General features: G+C 46.3%; 10 protein-coding genes. 2 read left to right on the plus strand and 8 right to left on the minus strand.

The features are described from left to right. Nucleotides 1-121 precede the first annotated feature (121 nt). The 3 genes from PLE7327_RS18160 to PLE7327_RS18170 form a co-directional block, all read right to left on the minus strand. Nucleotides 122-1,921, minus strand: a complete 1,800-nt coding sequence (locus tag PLE7327_RS18160; protein ID WP_015145239.1) for an EAL domain-containing protein — start codon at nt 1,919-1,921, stop codon at nt 122-124. 513 nt (nt 1,922-2,434) lie between these two features. Then, nucleotides 2,435-4,534 carry an EAL domain-containing protein gene (locus tag PLE7327_RS18165; protein ID WP_015145240.1) on the minus strand — a complete coding sequence of 700 codons (2,100 nt, stop codon included), beginning with the start codon at nt 4,532-4,534 and terminating at the stop codon, nt 2,435-2,437. 77 nt (nt 4,535-4,611) lie between these two features. Then, nucleotides 4,612-7,113, minus strand: coding sequence for an EAL domain-containing protein (locus PLE7327_RS18170; protein WP_015145241.1), 2,502 nt, complete (start codon nt 7,111-7,113; stop codon nt 4,612-4,614). Between the two features lie 160 nt (nt 7,114-7,273). On the opposite strand from PLE7327_RS18170, the gene PLE7327_RS18175 reads away from it, so the two are divergent. Next, entirely contained in the window at nt 7,274-8,035 is a 762-nt protein-coding gene (locus tag PLE7327_RS18175) for a GAF domain-containing protein (RefSeq protein ID WP_015145242.1), read from the plus strand. A gap of 53 nt (nt 8,036-8,088) precedes the next feature. On the opposite strand, the gene PLE7327_RS18180 is transcribed toward PLE7327_RS18175, so the two are convergent. The 3 genes from PLE7327_RS18180 to PLE7327_RS18190 form a co-directional block, all read right to left on the minus strand. Next, a complete protein-coding gene (locus tag PLE7327_RS18180) occupies nt 8,089-9,828 on the minus strand; it encodes a diflavin flavoprotein (RefSeq protein WP_041392337.1) in 1,740 nt (579 codons plus the stop codon). Between the two features lie 200 nt (nt 9,829-10,028). Further along, nucleotides 10,029-10,562 (minus strand): phosphate-starvation-inducible PsiE family protein, encoded by a 534-nt coding sequence (locus PLE7327_RS18185; protein ID WP_015145244.1) that lies wholly within the window; start codon nt 10,560-10,562, stop codon nt 10,029-10,031. 34 nt (nt 10,563-10,596) lie between these two features. Further along, entirely contained in the window at nt 10,597-12,327 is a 1,731-nt protein-coding gene (locus tag PLE7327_RS18190) for a diflavin flavoprotein (protein ID WP_015145245.1), read from the minus strand. A 233-nt stretch (nt 12,328-12,560) separates the two neighbouring features. On the opposite strand from PLE7327_RS18190, the gene PLE7327_RS18195 reads away from it, so the two are divergent. Then, nucleotides 12,561-13,973, plus strand: a complete 1,413-nt coding sequence (locus tag PLE7327_RS18195) for a DUF3370 domain-containing protein (protein ID WP_015145246.1) — start codon at nt 12,561-12,563, stop codon at nt 13,971-13,973. A gap of 17 nt (nt 13,974-13,990) precedes the next feature. On the opposite strand, the gene PLE7327_RS18200 is transcribed toward PLE7327_RS18195, so the two are convergent. Then, a complete protein-coding gene (locus PLE7327_RS18200) occupies nt 13,991-15,586 on the minus strand; it encodes a DEAD/DEAH box helicase (RefSeq protein ID WP_015145247.1) in 1,596 nt (531 codons plus the stop codon). A gap of 169 nt (nt 15,587-15,755) precedes the next feature. After that, nucleotides 15,756-16,844 carry a hypothetical protein gene (locus tag PLE7327_RS18205; protein ID WP_015145248.1) on the minus strand — a complete coding sequence of 363 codons (1,089 nt, stop codon included), beginning with the start codon at nt 16,842-16,844 and terminating at the stop codon, nt 15,756-15,758. Between the last annotated feature and the right edge of the window lie 20 nt (nt 16,845-16,864).

A 16,864-nucleotide genomic window follows, 5' to 3' on the forward strand; every position in this document is an offset into this window, starting at 1 on the left:
GCCTGCTACCAAAGCGCCAGTTCGACCATTAGCATAACTCATCTGTTTGCCCAATGGTATGTTCTGTGTCTCGATTTTACTGTTTCTTTACTTTATTATGAAATGGTTTTCCATTCGATCGCTATTTTTTAACGATCCAATGCTGGGTCAAAAACTGAGTGGCTTCCGTGTCGCTCAATGGCTTGCTGAATCGATACCCCTGTATCTCTTGACATTGAAGTCGGCGCAGTAAGTCCAGTTGCTGTTGGGTTTCTACGCCTTCTGCTACTACTCTTAGGTTAAACGCCCGTCCCAAAGCGATCGCAGCAGAAATTATCCCCGTCTTCTTCGGGTTATCTTTGAGTTTGTTGACGCACGATTGAGCAATTTTGAGTTTATTGAAAGGAAATTCTTGCAGATAGCCAATGGCAGAATACCCAGTACCAAAATCGTCGATGGCAACGGGAACTCCTAGCTGGGATAATTGATGGAAAAGCTGGCGAGCCAAGTTCCCATTTTGCACGATCGCCCCTTCTGTAATTTCTAACTCCAGCCAATAAGGTTCTAACCTGGCTTTGTCTAACACCTGGGCTACCATCTGCGTCAAATTGGGCTGTTGAAATTGTCGGGGAGACAGGTTAACCGACATGGGCAGACGAGGCAACCCAGCAGCTTGCCAAGCGCGATTTTGACGGCAGGCTGTCTGTAGTACCCACTGGTTAATGGGGACGATGAGAGACGTTTTCTCTGCCCAAGGGAGAAATTGATGGGGATAAATTATTCCCAGCTTGGGATGGTGCCATCGCATTAAGGCTTCCATGCCATAGATTTCGCCCGTGTTGATATTGACTTGGGGCTGGTAATAAAGAGAGAATTCACCTCTTTCAAGCGCTTTGCGCAACAGCGATTCTACCCGCAACAGTTTGGGATCGGTTGGGGGAGTGCTGGGCGATCGCCTGCCATTGCTATTCTGCTTTTTATTGTCGTCTAAATTGTGTTCTGCGGTCTCGATCAGCGTTGCGCTATCTTCACCATTTTGGGGATAAATGGCGATCCCGATATGACATCTGAGATAAACTTGATGTTTTTCGATGGTAAAGGGGGCTTTGAGCGTATTGAGAATTCTCTGACTGACTCTAACGGGATCGTCTGGAGTCTTAATCTGCCTCAGAAGAACTGTAAACTCGTCGCCTCCCCAGCGAGCGACGATATCGCCCGCGCGCAGGCAGTCATGCAATCGTTTGGAAAACTCTTTGAGTAAGCGATCGCCAACAGAATAGCCGAACTTGTTATTAATCGTTTCAAAGTGTTCTAAATCAAGATAAATGACGGCCAGTTGCTGTTGTTTTTCTCTGGCATTCGTCAAGGCGATGGAAAGGTGTTCGTTGAATAGGGTGCGATCCGATAGCCCTGTCAGCCAATCCTGATGCGCGGGTTTGAGAACGGTATCTTCTCCGTCCGAGGTTTCTGGTAAAGTATCCGATAGCCTTAGCGTTGCTTGGTTGTGACGGCTTTGAGCCAATTGACCATGTATCCCCGTCGCGATGCCATCGAGAGTAACAATCTCTTTGGGGTTGGGGGCTGAATTTCCGGATGCAATAACGTGATAGCTAGCATTAACATCCCCGCCAAAATTAATTAAATCTCCATCTTGGAGTTCGTGAAATAAACTTTTTTTCCCATTGACAAATATGCCATTATGACTTTGATGCCCTTCTCCGTCTCCATCAATAATAAAAAAGGAATTTTTATCGGGATTGCCATGTTTTTTTAGAATTAAAGTGGCATGTCGGCGGGAAATTTGTTTGGAATAAATAACAATTGAATTGCTGGAATGACGGCCAATCGAATAGTGAGACTCTTCCAAAGGAATGCTCCGCCTTCCCTGTAAATCTTCAACAATCAATATATGACTAACTTGTGGGACTCGCTCCGATACCATCCCAGCCTCCTGAGTGCTGATTTTAACTTATTAGATAAACAATAAAAATCTTGTTATGCTAATTTATTCAATCGTAGAGAATTTTGCGTCAATTCGTAAGAGCATACTGAGGTTTTTACCAAATCTTTAAACTACTACGCCAATTTTTTAAATTTCTCATGAAGCTGACTTCAGTTACTTAAGTGATTGCGTAAAAATACTGAGATCGACGAGAATGATTTGGAGTAAGTAGTTATATCGTTTTGAGAAATTCTTGCTGCAAATCCCCTTTTTTTCTCCCACACTTCTTACTCTCCCATCTCCAATCGTCTGTAGCAAGGATTAGACCTATTGCTTTAAGCAAAGATGCTAATCCAAATACAGGGAAAGGTTAAAGAAAGCCAGAGAATAAATTCTCTGTCTAATCCCTTAAGTCCTATAAGACAGACTTAAATTTTGAGCCAAGAAATTCATTTCTTGGTTAACTGCTTCTGCAAGAAGTCTATTTATGTAATTGATATAGCGCCAAATTGATTACGCTTCCACCCGACTGTGGACTAAAAATTGAGTGGCATCTTCTGGCTTCAAAGGGCGGCTAAACCAATACCCTTGAACTTCTTCGCATTGCAGGCGTTGTAAGATTTCGAATTGTTGGAGATTTTCCACCCCTTCTGCGACAATTCTCAAATTAAAGCTGCGTCCCGAAGCAACGATCGCCCTAACCATTGCGCTATCCTGGGGATTGTCCTTTAGGATTTGGATGAGAGAGCGATCGATTTTGAGCGTATGAAAAGAAAATTTTTGCAGATAGTTAAGAGAAGCCTGCCCGGTGCCAAAATCGTCTAGAGCGAAGCGAATGCCTATCTGATGCAACGCTTGAAGCGTCTGAAGAGCATAATCGGAATTGTGCGCGATCGCGGCTTCTGTAATTTCTATCTCCAGCCACTGAGGCTCCAATTTCGTTTCTTCTAGGGTTCGCATCACCATTTTGACGAAATTGAGTTGATGAAACTGGCGAAGCGAGAAATTCACGGCTACAGGCACCAATTGCAAGCCCGCTTCTTGCCAAAGGCGATTTTGCTTGCAAGCAGTCTGTAAAACCCACTCGCTCAAGGGTACGATGAGGTCGGTTTCTTCAGCTAGAGGGATTAATTTGACCGGCGAAACCTGTCCTAATTCGGGATGAGACCAACGCAGAAGCGCCTCCATCCCTGTCAGCGCATTGGTTTTGACATTTGCCTGAGGTTGATAGTGCAAAGATAGCTCGTTCTTGTTTAGTGCTTGGCGCAGTAGGCCTTCTAGTTTCAGCAGCAGAGAGGCTTTGGAAGCCATGCTAGAACTGTAGAATCGATAGCGATCGCGACCTTGTTCTTTAGCGCGATAAAGGGCAACATCGGCACGTTTGACGAGGGTTTCTGCGTCTTGACCGTCCTGGGGATAAAGCGCGATTCCGATGCTACTTTTGATGTATATTTGATTTTCGGAGATCTCGAAAGGCAGCTTTAATTCGTTGAGAATTCGTTGGGCGAGTTTGATCGTATCCTCGGCGCTGCGAATTTGCGGCAGCAGGATCGTAAACTCGTCACCGCCCCAGCGAGCTAAGGTATCTCCTCCCCGCAAACAGGCGCTCAAGCGTTTGGCAAAGCTTTGCAAGAGGCGATCGCCAATTGTGTGACCGAGCGTATCGTTAATATTTTTAAACCCATCGAGATCGAGAAACATAACTGCCATCAGGTTGCGATTCCGTTTGGCATTGGCAAGAGCGATCGCGAGTTGTTCGTTAAAAAAGGCTCGGTTGGGCAGATTGGTAAGCGAGTCGTGAAAGGCTTGATACTGAAGGTTTTCTTGGGCGCGTTTTCGTTCGGTGACATCGAACAGATAACTTCTAATTAGCTTGTTTTCCGAAAGGAAGTGAACGTATTGTTCGTAAACTTCCTCCCCAACTTTTACCTCTCGCAACAGCAAGTTCCCCTCAACATTGGGCGCTTGAGCGAGCAAGCCCATCAAAATCGGATGTTCGAGACTTGCCCGCTGCATGTTGCTAAATTTGATGCTGGCGGCTGGGTTGAGATAGGTGAGATTTCCCTCATAATCGATCTCGATAATGGGATTGGGACTTAGTTCGGGAAAAGAAGCCAATCGCATCAGGTCATCGCGATCGAATTGTTCGAGCTTTTCGGATTCGATCGCGGTCGATTTACAATTATCACTCCAGGAAATCGTTGCCTCGCTCAACGACTCTACCTTGGCAGATTCGATGGGGTTGAACAAAGCAATGTCTATAGCATTAGACAGGATATAGTAACTCAGTTTTGCCTTGTTGCCGAGTAAAATGACATCGCCATGTTTGAGGTTATGGGATTCACAACGCTTTCCATTAATAATTAAGCCATTTGTACTTTTATTTCCTTCTAAATCCCCGTCAATAATTCGATAGAAATAGCTATCGTGACGGGGAGATTTTTTGATTCGTAATAAAGTGGCATGATGGCGAGAAACAATGCGATCGTAAATGACAATATCGTTGCTTGACTCCCGACCGACCGAATAAGTCGATTGCTCCAGAACAACGATACGCCTAGCCTTTTGATCTTCGATGACTAAAACATGGCGGAAGGGCTGTAGACTTTCCATCGACGACAGATGAAGGGGAAGAGAAAGGGGTTGTCTATAGAATTCCCGGAACTGATTTCAATCTATCACTTACAAAGTTAAACGGGTTTATACTCTGGATGCACTGCCCCGATCAGCAATTGAGTTGCTTCGTCTTTAGGCAGGGGACGACCGAACCAATACCCTTGCACTTGTTCGCACTGAAGACTGCGCAACAAATCGAGTTGCTGCTGTGTTTCTACTCCTACGGCAACCACTCTCAAATTGAAGCCGCGTCCTAGCGCGATCGCTGCCGAGATAATCCCGCGTTCCTGGGGATTGCCCCTGAGATCGCGAATGAAGGCGCGATCGATCTTAAGGGTACGGAAAGCAAATTGTTTGAGATAGCCCAAGGATGAAAAGCCCGTGCCAAAATCCTCTAGGGCGATGCGAACCCCTAGGTTTTGCAGATCTCGCAGCGTCGTTTGCGCGACTTCTAGATTTTCTCTTAGCCTGACTTCGGTAATCTCCAACTCCAGCCATTGGGGATCGAGTCCGGTTTTGTCAACGATTCTGGCAACGACTTCAGCAAGATTCGGCTGTTTTAATTCCCTGGCGGAAAGGTTAACGCTGATGGGGATGGGAGGCAAACCCGCCCGCTGCCAAGCCAGATTTTGCTCGCAGGCAGTTTCGATTGCCCATTTGCCGATGTGGATCATCAGGTCGGTTTTTTCCGCCAAGGGAATGAATTTAGCGGGAGAGACAACGCCCAATTCAGGATGCTGCCAGCGCAAGAGTGCCTCCATGCCAGTCACTTCGCCCGTCGCCAGTTGCACTTGAGGCTGGTAGTGCAGATAGAATTCTTTGCGCTCCAGAGCTTGATACAGTAGGGTTTCCAGCTTCACGATCAGGGAAGCTTCGGAGGTCATGTTGGGATTGTAGAACTGATAGTGATTTCGCCCTAGATCCTTGGTGCGATAGAGGGCAGCATCGGCATTTTTCAGCAGCGTTTCTGCATCCTGCCCGTCTTGGGGATAGACGGCAATCCCGATACTGGTTTTGATATTCAGTTGATGCTTGTCTATTTCAAAAGGCTTCTTAAGAACGTCAAAAATTCTCTGGGCCAGTCTGACGGTATCGTCGGCACTTCTGATTTTTGGCAAGAGCACGGTAAATTCATCTCCGCCCCAGCGGGCGATGATATCGCCCTCTCGCACGCACGATTCCAGACGCTGGGAAAAGTTTTGTAGAAGGCGATCGCCGATGCTATGACCGAGGGTATCGTTGACGTTCTTGAAGGAGTCGAGATCGAGGAACATGACTGCCATCAGTTGCTCTTGTTGTTTAGCGCGCTCGATCGCCGCAGCTAATTGTTTTGTAAACTGAGTACGGTTGGGGAGATTGGTCAGCGCATCGTGAAAGGCTTGATAGCGTAGCATTTCTTGCGATTTTTTCCGTTCGCTGATATCCCGCACGGCGAAGCAGAAAATCTCTTTATTGTCGTAGTTGTCGGTACGGCTGATATTGGCTTCGACGCTAACGAAAGAACCGTCTTTGCGACGATGCTCGGACTCGGCTACGAAATGGGGTCGATCCGAACCGATTTGCTGAAGTTCGCCTTCTAGAGTTTCGCGATCGCCGCTAACGATATCGTATAGTGTCAGGTTAGACAGTTCTTCTGGGGGATATCCGAGTAAATTACAATAAGCCGGATTGGCTTCGATAATTTGTTTGGTTTGAGCATCTACTACGAAAATTCCTTCTGATGCTCGCTGGACTATGAATTTGTATCGTTCCTCGCTATTTTTGAAACCGACTTCGAGTTTTTTATACTTAGTAACGTCAAAAATGTAGCTTCTAATAACTTTATTGTCGATTAAATAGTGAATGTGTTGTTCAAAAATTTCGCGATCGACTCGGACTTCGCGAATTAGGGAAGTGCCTTCTCGATACTGAGATTGGGTGAGAATGTCTTTGAGAATGGGATGTTCTAGTTGTCGTTCTTGAAGGTCGGGAAACTTGACGCTAGCAGACGGATTGAGATAATTAATTTTTCCTTGAAAATCAATTTCAATAATCGGATTGGGGCTAAATTCTGCTAGAGAAGATAATCTGGCTAAGTCTTTTTGATGGACGAGTTCGGAGGGATGGGATAAGGCAATCGTCTTTTTTGCATCGATGTCATCGCTTTGGGTGTCTCGGCTAAAATTTGCGATCGGTGGCTTAGGTCTTTCAGCTTGTTCGCCTGCTTTAAGCAAGTAAAGTTCTGAAGCGGTAGAGATGATATGATAGCTCGCTTTTGATTTATTGCCAAACCAAATTAAATCTCCGTGTTTTAAGTCGTGAGAGAGGCAGCGCTTGCCATTAACGCTGATTCCATTCGTGCTTCTTTTTCCCTGCGAATCGCCGTCAACTACTCGATAAAAATAGCGATCGCTATCTTCAAGGTCGGCTACTTGAACGAGCGTGGCATGATGGCGAGAGACTTGGCGATCGTATAAAACAATGGCACAGTTAGGGTCGCGACCGATAGAATAAGTTTCGTCTTTGAGGGAGATAATGCGTCTCGACTTCTGATCTTCAATAACCAGGATATGACGAACTTCCTGCGGATTAGTCATCTTAGATTAACGGCGAGCAAGGATTACAATGATAGAGTTCCCTAAAATCCTCGGTCTATAACACTATAGAGTAGCAAAATCCTGAAGTTTTTCTTCACAAAGCCGATCCATCTGCCAAGACGATCCGAGTTTACCGGACTTTCTACCTATCGCGATAGATATGGACAATTCCAACAGCTTTATCTTACAGCTACTCGGCGTTTCCAATTTACTGGAGGAGCAAACCGATCTAGAGCAGGGTTTGCGAGAAGTTGCCTCTCTAACAGCCCAAATACTCGACGCACAACGCTGCTCGATTATGCTGCTGTCCGAGTCGCCAACGCAAGACAATGACGGCTACCACCTGCGAGTTTTTACTCACTATGGCAACCTGCCTCAATCGGCTTACCAACAAATAACGTCGCTCAATGAGGGAATTGCTGGCTACGTCGCCGCTACGGGCAAACCGCTATTGATTGAGGATATTACCCAGTCGCAATTTGTTGAGGCTGCCCGCTATCTAAATGAAGCGAATAAGAGTTTAATTTCTGCCCCCATTCCATTTGGAGAGCAGACCATTGGCGTCATTAATGTCAGCATTCCGTTAAATGGAAAAAGTTTTAAAGAGCAAGATTTAGAAACCCTCAAACTTTTTGCTTTATTTATCGGAAAATCCATTCGCATTGCTCAGATGCAAGCAATCTTGCGTTCTAGATTCGTCGAGAGGGCTGTCGTTCGAGAATTGGCAGAAATTTCCTCAGAAGAGGCGATCGCGATCGCTCCCAATCCCACAAAATTAGCCAAAATCGTAGCCAAATCCTTTTATAAGGAACTCACTAAAGCGGGTTTTGGAGCCAATCAAATTATCGAAATCGCCACCGAAGTCCTCGATTTACTGCAAAAGAATATCGACCAGTATAAAAAGAGACTTTCGCGGGAGTGACCAAAACAGTTATCAGCAATCACTATTTACTGATAACTGTTGACCGAACGCTGCTAATAACTCGCCATCTTGCGGTGAACGATCGCGGTAACGCCGTCGGATTCGATTACGTCGCCTCGACTGATAGTGGCGTAGACTAACCAGCGATCGCCGCATTGCATCCGATTTTGTACCGTGCATTCAAGATAGGCAAGTGCTTCGTTGAGAATGAGACGGCCATTTTCAGCTGTTTGCGTGTCAAGCTGAGCAAACGGGTTTTCTCCTGGCGTAGCGCGATAGGAGAAGTGCCGTCTGAGGTTGCGTCCCTCTTTGAGAATGTTGAGGACGAAGCGATCGCCAGGATGAATCATCATCTCGGCATTTTGGTCTTCGGCGACGGCAAGCATCAAACCTGGCGGATTGAAAGTGGCTTGGGATACCCAAGAAGTGAGAATCCCATGGTGAGTTTCGCCGCGTCGGGTAGTAACGACGCACAAAGACCCGATGATACGCGCGACTGCTTGTTCGGTGCGATCGGCTTGCGCTTCGCTTAGCCCCTGACGAGGAGTCTGTAGCTTCTTCGTTTTCTTCAGCTTCTGAGCAAATTCTGCTCCTGCATCTTCGCACTCTTGCAAAATTGTCGGCGTGGGACTAAAGCGAACGCGGATGGTTTCAAAGCCAAAGCGATAATTGGCATCTCGCAGCTTGCCCTCAATCAAGTCGATCGCTTCTCCACTCCAGCCATAGGAGCCAAACACCCCAGCTAGCTTAGTTTTTGCCGCTGCCGCCAGCACGATCCCCAGCGCCGTCTGAATTTGGACTGGGGCGTGACCGCCTAGGGTGGGAGAGCCGATAATAAAAGCATCGCAAGCTTCAACAGCACGAGTAATGTCGGCGGGATCTGCCAGTTCGCAGTTAATCGACTCGACTGCTACTCCACCTTGCAGGAGTCCTTGCGCGATCGCGCTAGCAAGGGCAGTCGTATTGCCATAGGCAGAAGCGTAGAGCAAGGCAACCCGCAATTCTCTAGTTTTCTGTTGCTGGCACCAGTCGCGGTAATCGTAGGTAAAGCGACTAAGGCTATAGCGAACCAGTGGTCCGTGACTGGGAGCGTAGCACCTCGCCGAGAAAGATGTCAATTTGTCTAGTGCCGCCTCTACTTGTTTTGCCTGGGTTGCATGGAGGCAGTCGAAGTAGTAAAGCCTATCTTCGTCTAGCTGCTTCCAGTTTTCATCCCAGATAGCATCGTCGCAGACGTGAACGCCAAAGAACTTATCGGTATATAAAATGCGGGTTTGGGGATCGTAAGTGCATAGTCCATCTGCCCAACGGGGAGTCGGCACGGTGACGAACTGTAATTCATGTCCTCGTCCCAAGTCCAGGCTATCTTCCGAACGAACGATCTCAATTTTCGACTCCCAGGCAGGAAAAGTGGCTTTGAGTGCGTTGGCACCCGGTCGAGAACCAATCAACTTCGCCTGGGGCGCTTCATCGAGCAAAACTTTTAGGGTTGCCATGCGGTTGGGATTGACGTGACCGAGGATGACATAATCCAAAGCGGCTAAATCCAGATGCTGCCGCAAGTGTTGCAAGTAAATTTGGGTAAACGATTCTCCTGGGGGGTCGATGAGGGCAGTTTTTTCGGAACGAATGAGGTAGGAATTTGCCGTCGTTCCCCGTTGGCGAGCATATTCTACTTCAAACTTGAGGCGATCCCAAGTACGCGATCGCAAAACGATGGTTTCTTTAGCGATTTCGGCGACTTGAACGTCGCGAGGACGAGTTGTTGTAGTCGATAAAGTTTGGGAGGACATCATGATAATTTTGGATTTAAGATTTTGGATTGGGAGGTTTGATGGTTGACAGCTGATGGCGGCTTATACCTTTTCTAAAAAAGAACGCTACAGATGCTCGAGGAAAAAGCCTTGCACCCAGAGCTGCTAACTAATTGCGAACTGATAATTGCCAACCGACGCGGACTTCCACGAAGTGGAGGAGCATCGGCGAATTGGCATTAGTCTTGGTAATGCCTGTTTGATTCGATCATTTCCTTCATTTCCTTCGCCATGCGCTTTTTATGGCGTTTGGCGATCTCTTGCTCTGGGTCGATTCCATCAAATGTTGGTGGCAGCCAAACCCTAACTATCAGCAGTACTCCTAGCACGAGTAAGAAAGCACAAGTCGCTAAAACCTGGCTCCAATTGGTTTCCAGTACGCCTCGCACGATAATTTCTCGCAGAACCGAGACAATAGCGACTTCTACGGCAACGCCGATGGAGACTCTCTGTTCTTTGAGGTAAATAATCAGCAGTCGGAATAACTCGACCAAAATCAACAAAAATAAGATATCGGCAGTAACAGCCTGAAACTCTAATGGTGGCAGCAAGGAGACAAACATCTCCCTTATCTCTAGCACCATGAAGCTAAACAGACCGATGCACAGACAAATAACAATCAAGTCTTGAACGAGTTCGAGGGCGAAGACGATGCGACTCAGGCTCAACCAGCTATACCGTTGCATTGACGAATTTTTGAGGTTTTCGTGCATGATGAAAATACAATAAATGACCAATGACCAATGACTAATAGTGGTTTCCGACTTTGCGATGGTGGACGGCAGTCAGGGCATCTGGTTTCGCCACTCGTCCGGTTGTCACAGTGCTGTAAATAACCCAGTGGTCGCTGCACTCCATGCGACTATTCACTTCGCATTCCATATAAGCAAGGGCATCTGCCAAAATCGGGGCACCATTGCTGGCAGGATAGGTTTTGAGGCCAGTAAAGCGATCGCTGCCGGAAGGTAAGCGCTTGAGAAAATGTCTCATCAGTTTTTGGTAATTGCCTTCCTCTAGGACATTGAGAACGAAGCGATCGCCTGCGTGTAAGATTGACTCGATGGCGCGGTCTTTAGCGACTGCAATGGCGACTCCCAAAGGTTCGAGACTGGCTTGCATTACCCAAGAAGCAACCATAGCGCTAGAAAGATCGCCTTTTTTAGCGCTAATAATGTAAAGTCCGCTGCTGATTCGTCCCAGGGCACGCTCTAAATGGTTATCGAGGGATTTGATTTGCTTGATGGTACGATCTCTTGTCAGCGACTGACCTAAATGGGTTCCAGCTTCTTCGCAAGCTTGCTCGATGATTGGATTGGGCGCTTGTTTGAGCAAAATCGGCGGAAACGCTTCTGTTAATCCAATTTCCTGAAACTTGTTGCGCAGGGGAAAAATTGGCTCGTCTTCGCCGCCGCCGGACTCAAACAATCCGACAGATTGCTTGCCGTGCGCGGCAGCTAAAATCGTACTCAGGGCGGCGTGGGCTGCGATCGAAGACTGGGGAGGCATGCCGATGACCAATCCCTTCGCCTGGTTGACTAATTCCCGCACTTCATGGGGGTCTACTTCATTCAAATTTACCAGCTCTACGGCTACCTCAGTCCTGGTAATGCCCTGGGCGATCGATCGCGCGACGCGATCGCTAAAGCCGTAATCTTCGACATAGAATAGAGCCACGAGCGTATCCGTTTTTGCCTGCTCTTGACTCCAGCTTTGATAGCGCTCTACCCAGTCTGGGATGTGATGTTGCAGCAGCGGTCCGTGTCCGGTGGCGATCGTTGCTAGCTCCAGTTTTTCTATCCGTTTTAAGGCGGACAGCACCGAACGAGCATTGGGACCCATTAGGCAATCATAGTAATATTTAAAGTCTTCTTCGATAAGATCTGGCTCCTCGTCAAACGTATAGTCGTCGCAATAGTGCATGCCAAACACGTCGCAGGTGAAGAGGATTCGCGTCTTGGCATCATAGGTAAAGATTGTATCGGGCCAGTGTAAATTGGGGGCAGAGACGAATGTTAACTCGTGTCCGTTGCCTAAGTCGATGCGATCGCCATTCTTAACCATCTGGTATTTGAAAGGCTGATGTACCATGTTTTCTAGAAACTGAATCGCCACTTTTGCCCCGACCACGGTAACGTTTGGCGCTAGTTGCAAGATTTCTTTTACCAAGCCGCTGTGGTCGGGTTCGGTATGGCTGACAACGAGATAATCTGGGGTAGCAGGATCGATTAGCCCACTCAGGACATCCAGGTACAATTGCTCGAATTTGCGGTGAGAGGTATCGATGAGAGCAGTTTTCTCTCCCCTAATCAGAAAGGAATTGTAAGTCGTTCCGTTCCGCAGACCGAATTCGATGTCGAAGCGATCGCGATCCCAGTCGAGCGAGCGAATGGCGATCGTTCGGTCGCCGATCTCGACGGTTTGCATCGTCAAGCGACTTGACGGACGAGTACTTTGAGAACGCGCAGTCAGTGCAACCATAAAGTGTTGTCTCCAAAACTTGAACGAGCGATCGTAAGTTGGCTTAATCTTTCTTTATCCTTGCTTAGAACACTGAATTTGTAAAATGTCAATTCGTAAAGATAATTATTAGCAAAAATTATATATTTGCAGGCAATAGTTGCTTTTAAGTTATCTATAGATCTAAACTTGACAAACGCGAGTAAGACAGCACAAGCTTAAAGGAAACTTAAAAATGGTGAATTTTCGGGTTAATGCTGCCCCTACTCTCCTCAGTCATAATCGCTCAAGCTGCTACACCGCCATCCTTAACGCAGCAGCAATATATCATACAATCCCAGGAGATCCGCTCCTTACCCGGACAACTGAATGACGTTTTAGTCTTCAACAGCAACAGTCCCGAAGTCGTCCAAGCTAAAGGCATTCTCTTATCCACCTTTCCATTGGCTGGCATGCAATTTCCTAGCGCTCACCTAGGACTTACCCTAGAAGGACGTTTCGATCTCTTTACCCATCACATCGCCAGACCACAGGAACAGAGGCGGACGCTCTATCAAGGCGTTATCGTTTACAACCCCAGCGAACAACTGGTAAGGCTGAGAGTTTTGCAAGGGGCTAACTATCTGACCGAACCCGATGCGCCTTTCATCAATCTCCCCGCTATTGTTGAGGATCGCTGGGGTCGAGTGTTTTCCGGACCGGGATCTAGATTGATGGGAGATATTTTGCGAGGGATCGGGCACTCGAATTTTCCCACTCAAATCTTGATTCCTCCCTATCAGACTCGCATGCTCTTTAACTTGCCGATTACGACTGGTAGCGCCCGTTCTACCTTCATGCGCTTGGAAAGCGACGGTCCCATATACATGGCAAATCTAGCCATGTACCAGGTTCCCAACCTTCCCGAAACGGCATCCAAGACCAAGGATAGGAGCAACGCCCGCACGATTTCTTTCCGCGCCCCGACTTTAGAGGAATGGCAGAAAATCCTGGTTGAAGGAAGATTAGTCGTCCCCAGAGACAGACCGCCAACGCCACTACACGCTATAGACGATCCGAGGATCGAGAAAATCATTTACGGTCGCGTGGCTGGTATCTCTGTCGGTTCGGAATGGATAGGCACGTTAGTCGATCCGGGTACGTCCAATCTGAGCATCCCCGAACGAGGAAAAGCCTTTTCCTATCCCCTGAGTACGGTCAATCGAGGCACTCACGGAACTCGACAAATACAAAGCGCCCCAATGCAAGTACGCTATCCCGATACAGCTTTCCGCGCTCACGGCAATTATGCAGTGCACTACAATTTGACCCTACCGCTAATTAACAACACCGATAAACGGCAAACCGTAGCGCTATCGATACAAACGCCGCTCAAACAGGATAAGTATTCGGATCGCCTATTTTTCCTAAAAGCGCCAAGAGGACAAGTATTTTTCCGAGGAACGATACGAGTTGAGTATAAAGGCGATAGCGGGCTAATCGAACGACGATATTTCCATATCGTCCAGCGACAGGGACAGCAAGGACAGCCATTCTTAACTCTGAATTTGCAGCCGGGAGAGTCGCGCGAAGTGAATATAGACTTACTTTATCCTCCCGATGCCACGCCGCCCCAGGTATTGACGGTGCAAACGATGGATTACTTCATGGCTCCCCTGCGTCGATAATCTAAGATAGGTCTAATTTATTCGCTCTTTTGTTCGTCAATGACTCGTTTGAGCGAATTTTTGTTGAAAGCTGGAAAAATTAGAAAGGGGAATTGTTCTTTTGCCGTCCGTAGCTCGTCAAAAATCGGATTTTCTAGTCCTGTCACTACGCACCAAACGCGGGCGCGAGTCATAGCAACAAAGGCTTCGTTGCGCTTTTGCAGTTCGTTTTCTTTCTTCCATGCCGAAGGCTGAGTAGCGCAGTGGAAGCGACAGGCATACACTTTCCAAGCTTCATTCCCTTTAGCGCGATAAATGTTAGCAATCGTGACGCAATCCGGTTTGCCGAACTCGCTGGGGTCGCTATCCGTGCCGACAATGCAACTTTTGACGCCGTAATATTTTAGAGCCTCTTGCAGGCGACAGAAATAATCCTGCTCTTTTTCTGCGGCGATCGCTGTTATCATTAGGTCTGACGGAGCGAGTCCCGCTTGCAAGTCCTTGGCAACCTGCTGGGCAATCCATTCCTGTTCTTCTGACTCGTCATGAAAAGTTTGGAGCGCGAGCAGATCTTTTATTCCTTCTCGAACTTCAAAATTCTCGCGATCGATCGGATGAGGGCTTTTCTCAACTTGACGTTCGATTTTGACTTGTTTTCTGGCTTTGACGCTGGCATCGCTAAAGTCACCTTCGAGTACGTTATAGCCTAATTTTTTCCACTCTTGCTGATTGCTAACTCCCTGCAATACGCCTCCTTGACGCAAAAGTCCCATATTGACGGCATGGGCAGCCATTAGTAACGATTTAGGCGTTCGATAGCACCGATTTAAATTTTCTGACTTGCGGATATTCGTTCCTTCATAAAAGAAGGAACCGTTACTTGCCAATCCCAGATCGACTACGGGAGTCCCGTCGGGATTGCGACCGAAAATTTTAGTGGCATCTGGAACGATTAAAGAGTCTATTCCTTGAGCTTCATCATACGCCCAATAGAGTCGTTTGGGTTCGCTCAAAGTATTGCGAGCGAGTCGATAAAATGACGCTGGTAAATCTTGAGCTTCATCGATTAAGATAACGTCGTAGAGAATAGGAAAATTTGTAATTTCTATTTCGAGAATATTACAAACATATTTAAAAGCTCCTCCAGGAGAAACTTTGCCAATTTCATTTTCAACATCTTTGACGGTTTTGGGCTGCATTCCACACTCAATGGCTAACCGCCGATAAAAACCATCTCGTTCTTTGCCTCCCCAGGCATGTAAGACTTTTAAATTATCCCAATTGGGTTCTCTTCCCTCGCTGAGTTCGCCATAATATGTACTAATGCGTTCTTTGATTTGGTTGTAAAGCGATCGCGTAAAAAAGACAAAAGCAAGTTTCCAGTCGGGATGTTCGTAATGGATTTTGGCTGCGCGTTTGACTAAAAGAATCGTTTTCCCCGTTCCTGCCAATCCTCGAATGCGCTGCGGCCCATCGGGATATTTAGAAGCAATTTCTTGTTGCTGCTCGTCTAATATTTTGAGGGAAGATTCGAGATAGCAAATGACTCTAAGTGGACTATCAGCAGGCATTCCTTCTGGGATTTGACGAGAAGATCCGGAAGGTAGAGTTTCCGCAACAGTATTCTCAACCATTTAATTTCTCCGTATAGTGTTTCCTCTAAGTATTCCCAACGAAGAGCAAGAAATTACTATTTTTGGAAACAGATTCGATGCCAAATGTTTTGTTTGACAAAGCTCCTCGATAGATTTCATGGATAATATGAATTCCCTAAGAGTTAAGTTATTCAAAACTCAGGTTAAACTACTTGTTTTTTGGCTGATTTTTAGCTTGTTCGAGAGCAATTTCTTTAATAGCCTCGAATGAATTGCGATTGGAAGCACCTTCAATCGCTTTAACTGCCAAATCTTGTACTTGTTTGAGTGCGGCATTGAGTTGTTGAGACAAGTTTTGAATTCTAGCCTGCTGATTTTGAATAGTTTGTTCTAACGCTCCAATTCGCAGTTCGTAATTGCGTTTTTCTCCTTCAATTTCTTTAGCTCGCAAATCGGCTCTCACTTTGGCTTGATAGTTGCCAATACCTTTTCCTTCTCCTTGAGCTTGTTCGATCTTTTTCTTGAGTTCTTGCTCGAAAGCTTCTACTTTTTGTTTTGCCTCGGCATATTGTTTTTCTTTCTCGATAATGCTTTCTTCTCTTTGTTTCCACTGCTTTTCTTGTGCTTGACGAGCTTCGTCTAATTCTTTGTAGAGATTTTTCTTTTGCTGCTGATATTCTTCTTCGCTTAAATCTCTTTCCAACTCCAAGTTATACCAATATTCTTCTTCATCTCGCTGGCGTGCTTTTTGATAAAATTCATTGCGTTCTTTGAGCTGACGAGCATAAGTTTCTTGCTCTTTTTGCCAAGCTTTTTTTAAGGCTATAATTTGTTGCTCTAGCGTCTCTCGCTGCTGGCTAATTTCTTCTTCAAATGCTTTTGCACTTTCTTCATAGGATGCAACTAAAGTATCTAAAGTGTCTTCTTCGACTGATTCTATCTCGTGTAATTCTTCTAATTTTTGTAGTTCTTCGGCTACCTCAGTTTGCAGTTCTTCAAGGAATGAAGCTTCGGCGATAAGTTGTTCTGATAAATGACTAACTGCGCTACCAAATCCTACTTGTAGTTTTTCTAGATTTTGAATAATTTGGTTAATGTTATTTTGGGTTATCGAACTCATAACTTTTTGTTTTTCTTCTTTATCTTTATATGCTATTGAAGATTCTTGAGATTCAGTTTTTCTTTCTCGTTCGATTTTTTTGAGTTGCGATTCTAGGGTTGTTTTTTCTTTTTTTAATTCTTCAAAAGCTTCTATTAATTCAGCTTTTGTACTCTTGGACGTTACTTTAGCAACCATCAATAAATCTCCTAATGAAT

The sequence above is a fragment of the Pleurocapsa sp. PCC 7327 genome (assembly GCF_000317025.1).
In the GTDB taxonomy this organism is placed as follows: domain Bacteria; phylum Cyanobacteriota; class Cyanobacteriia; order Cyanobacteriales; family Microcystaceae; genus Hydrococcus.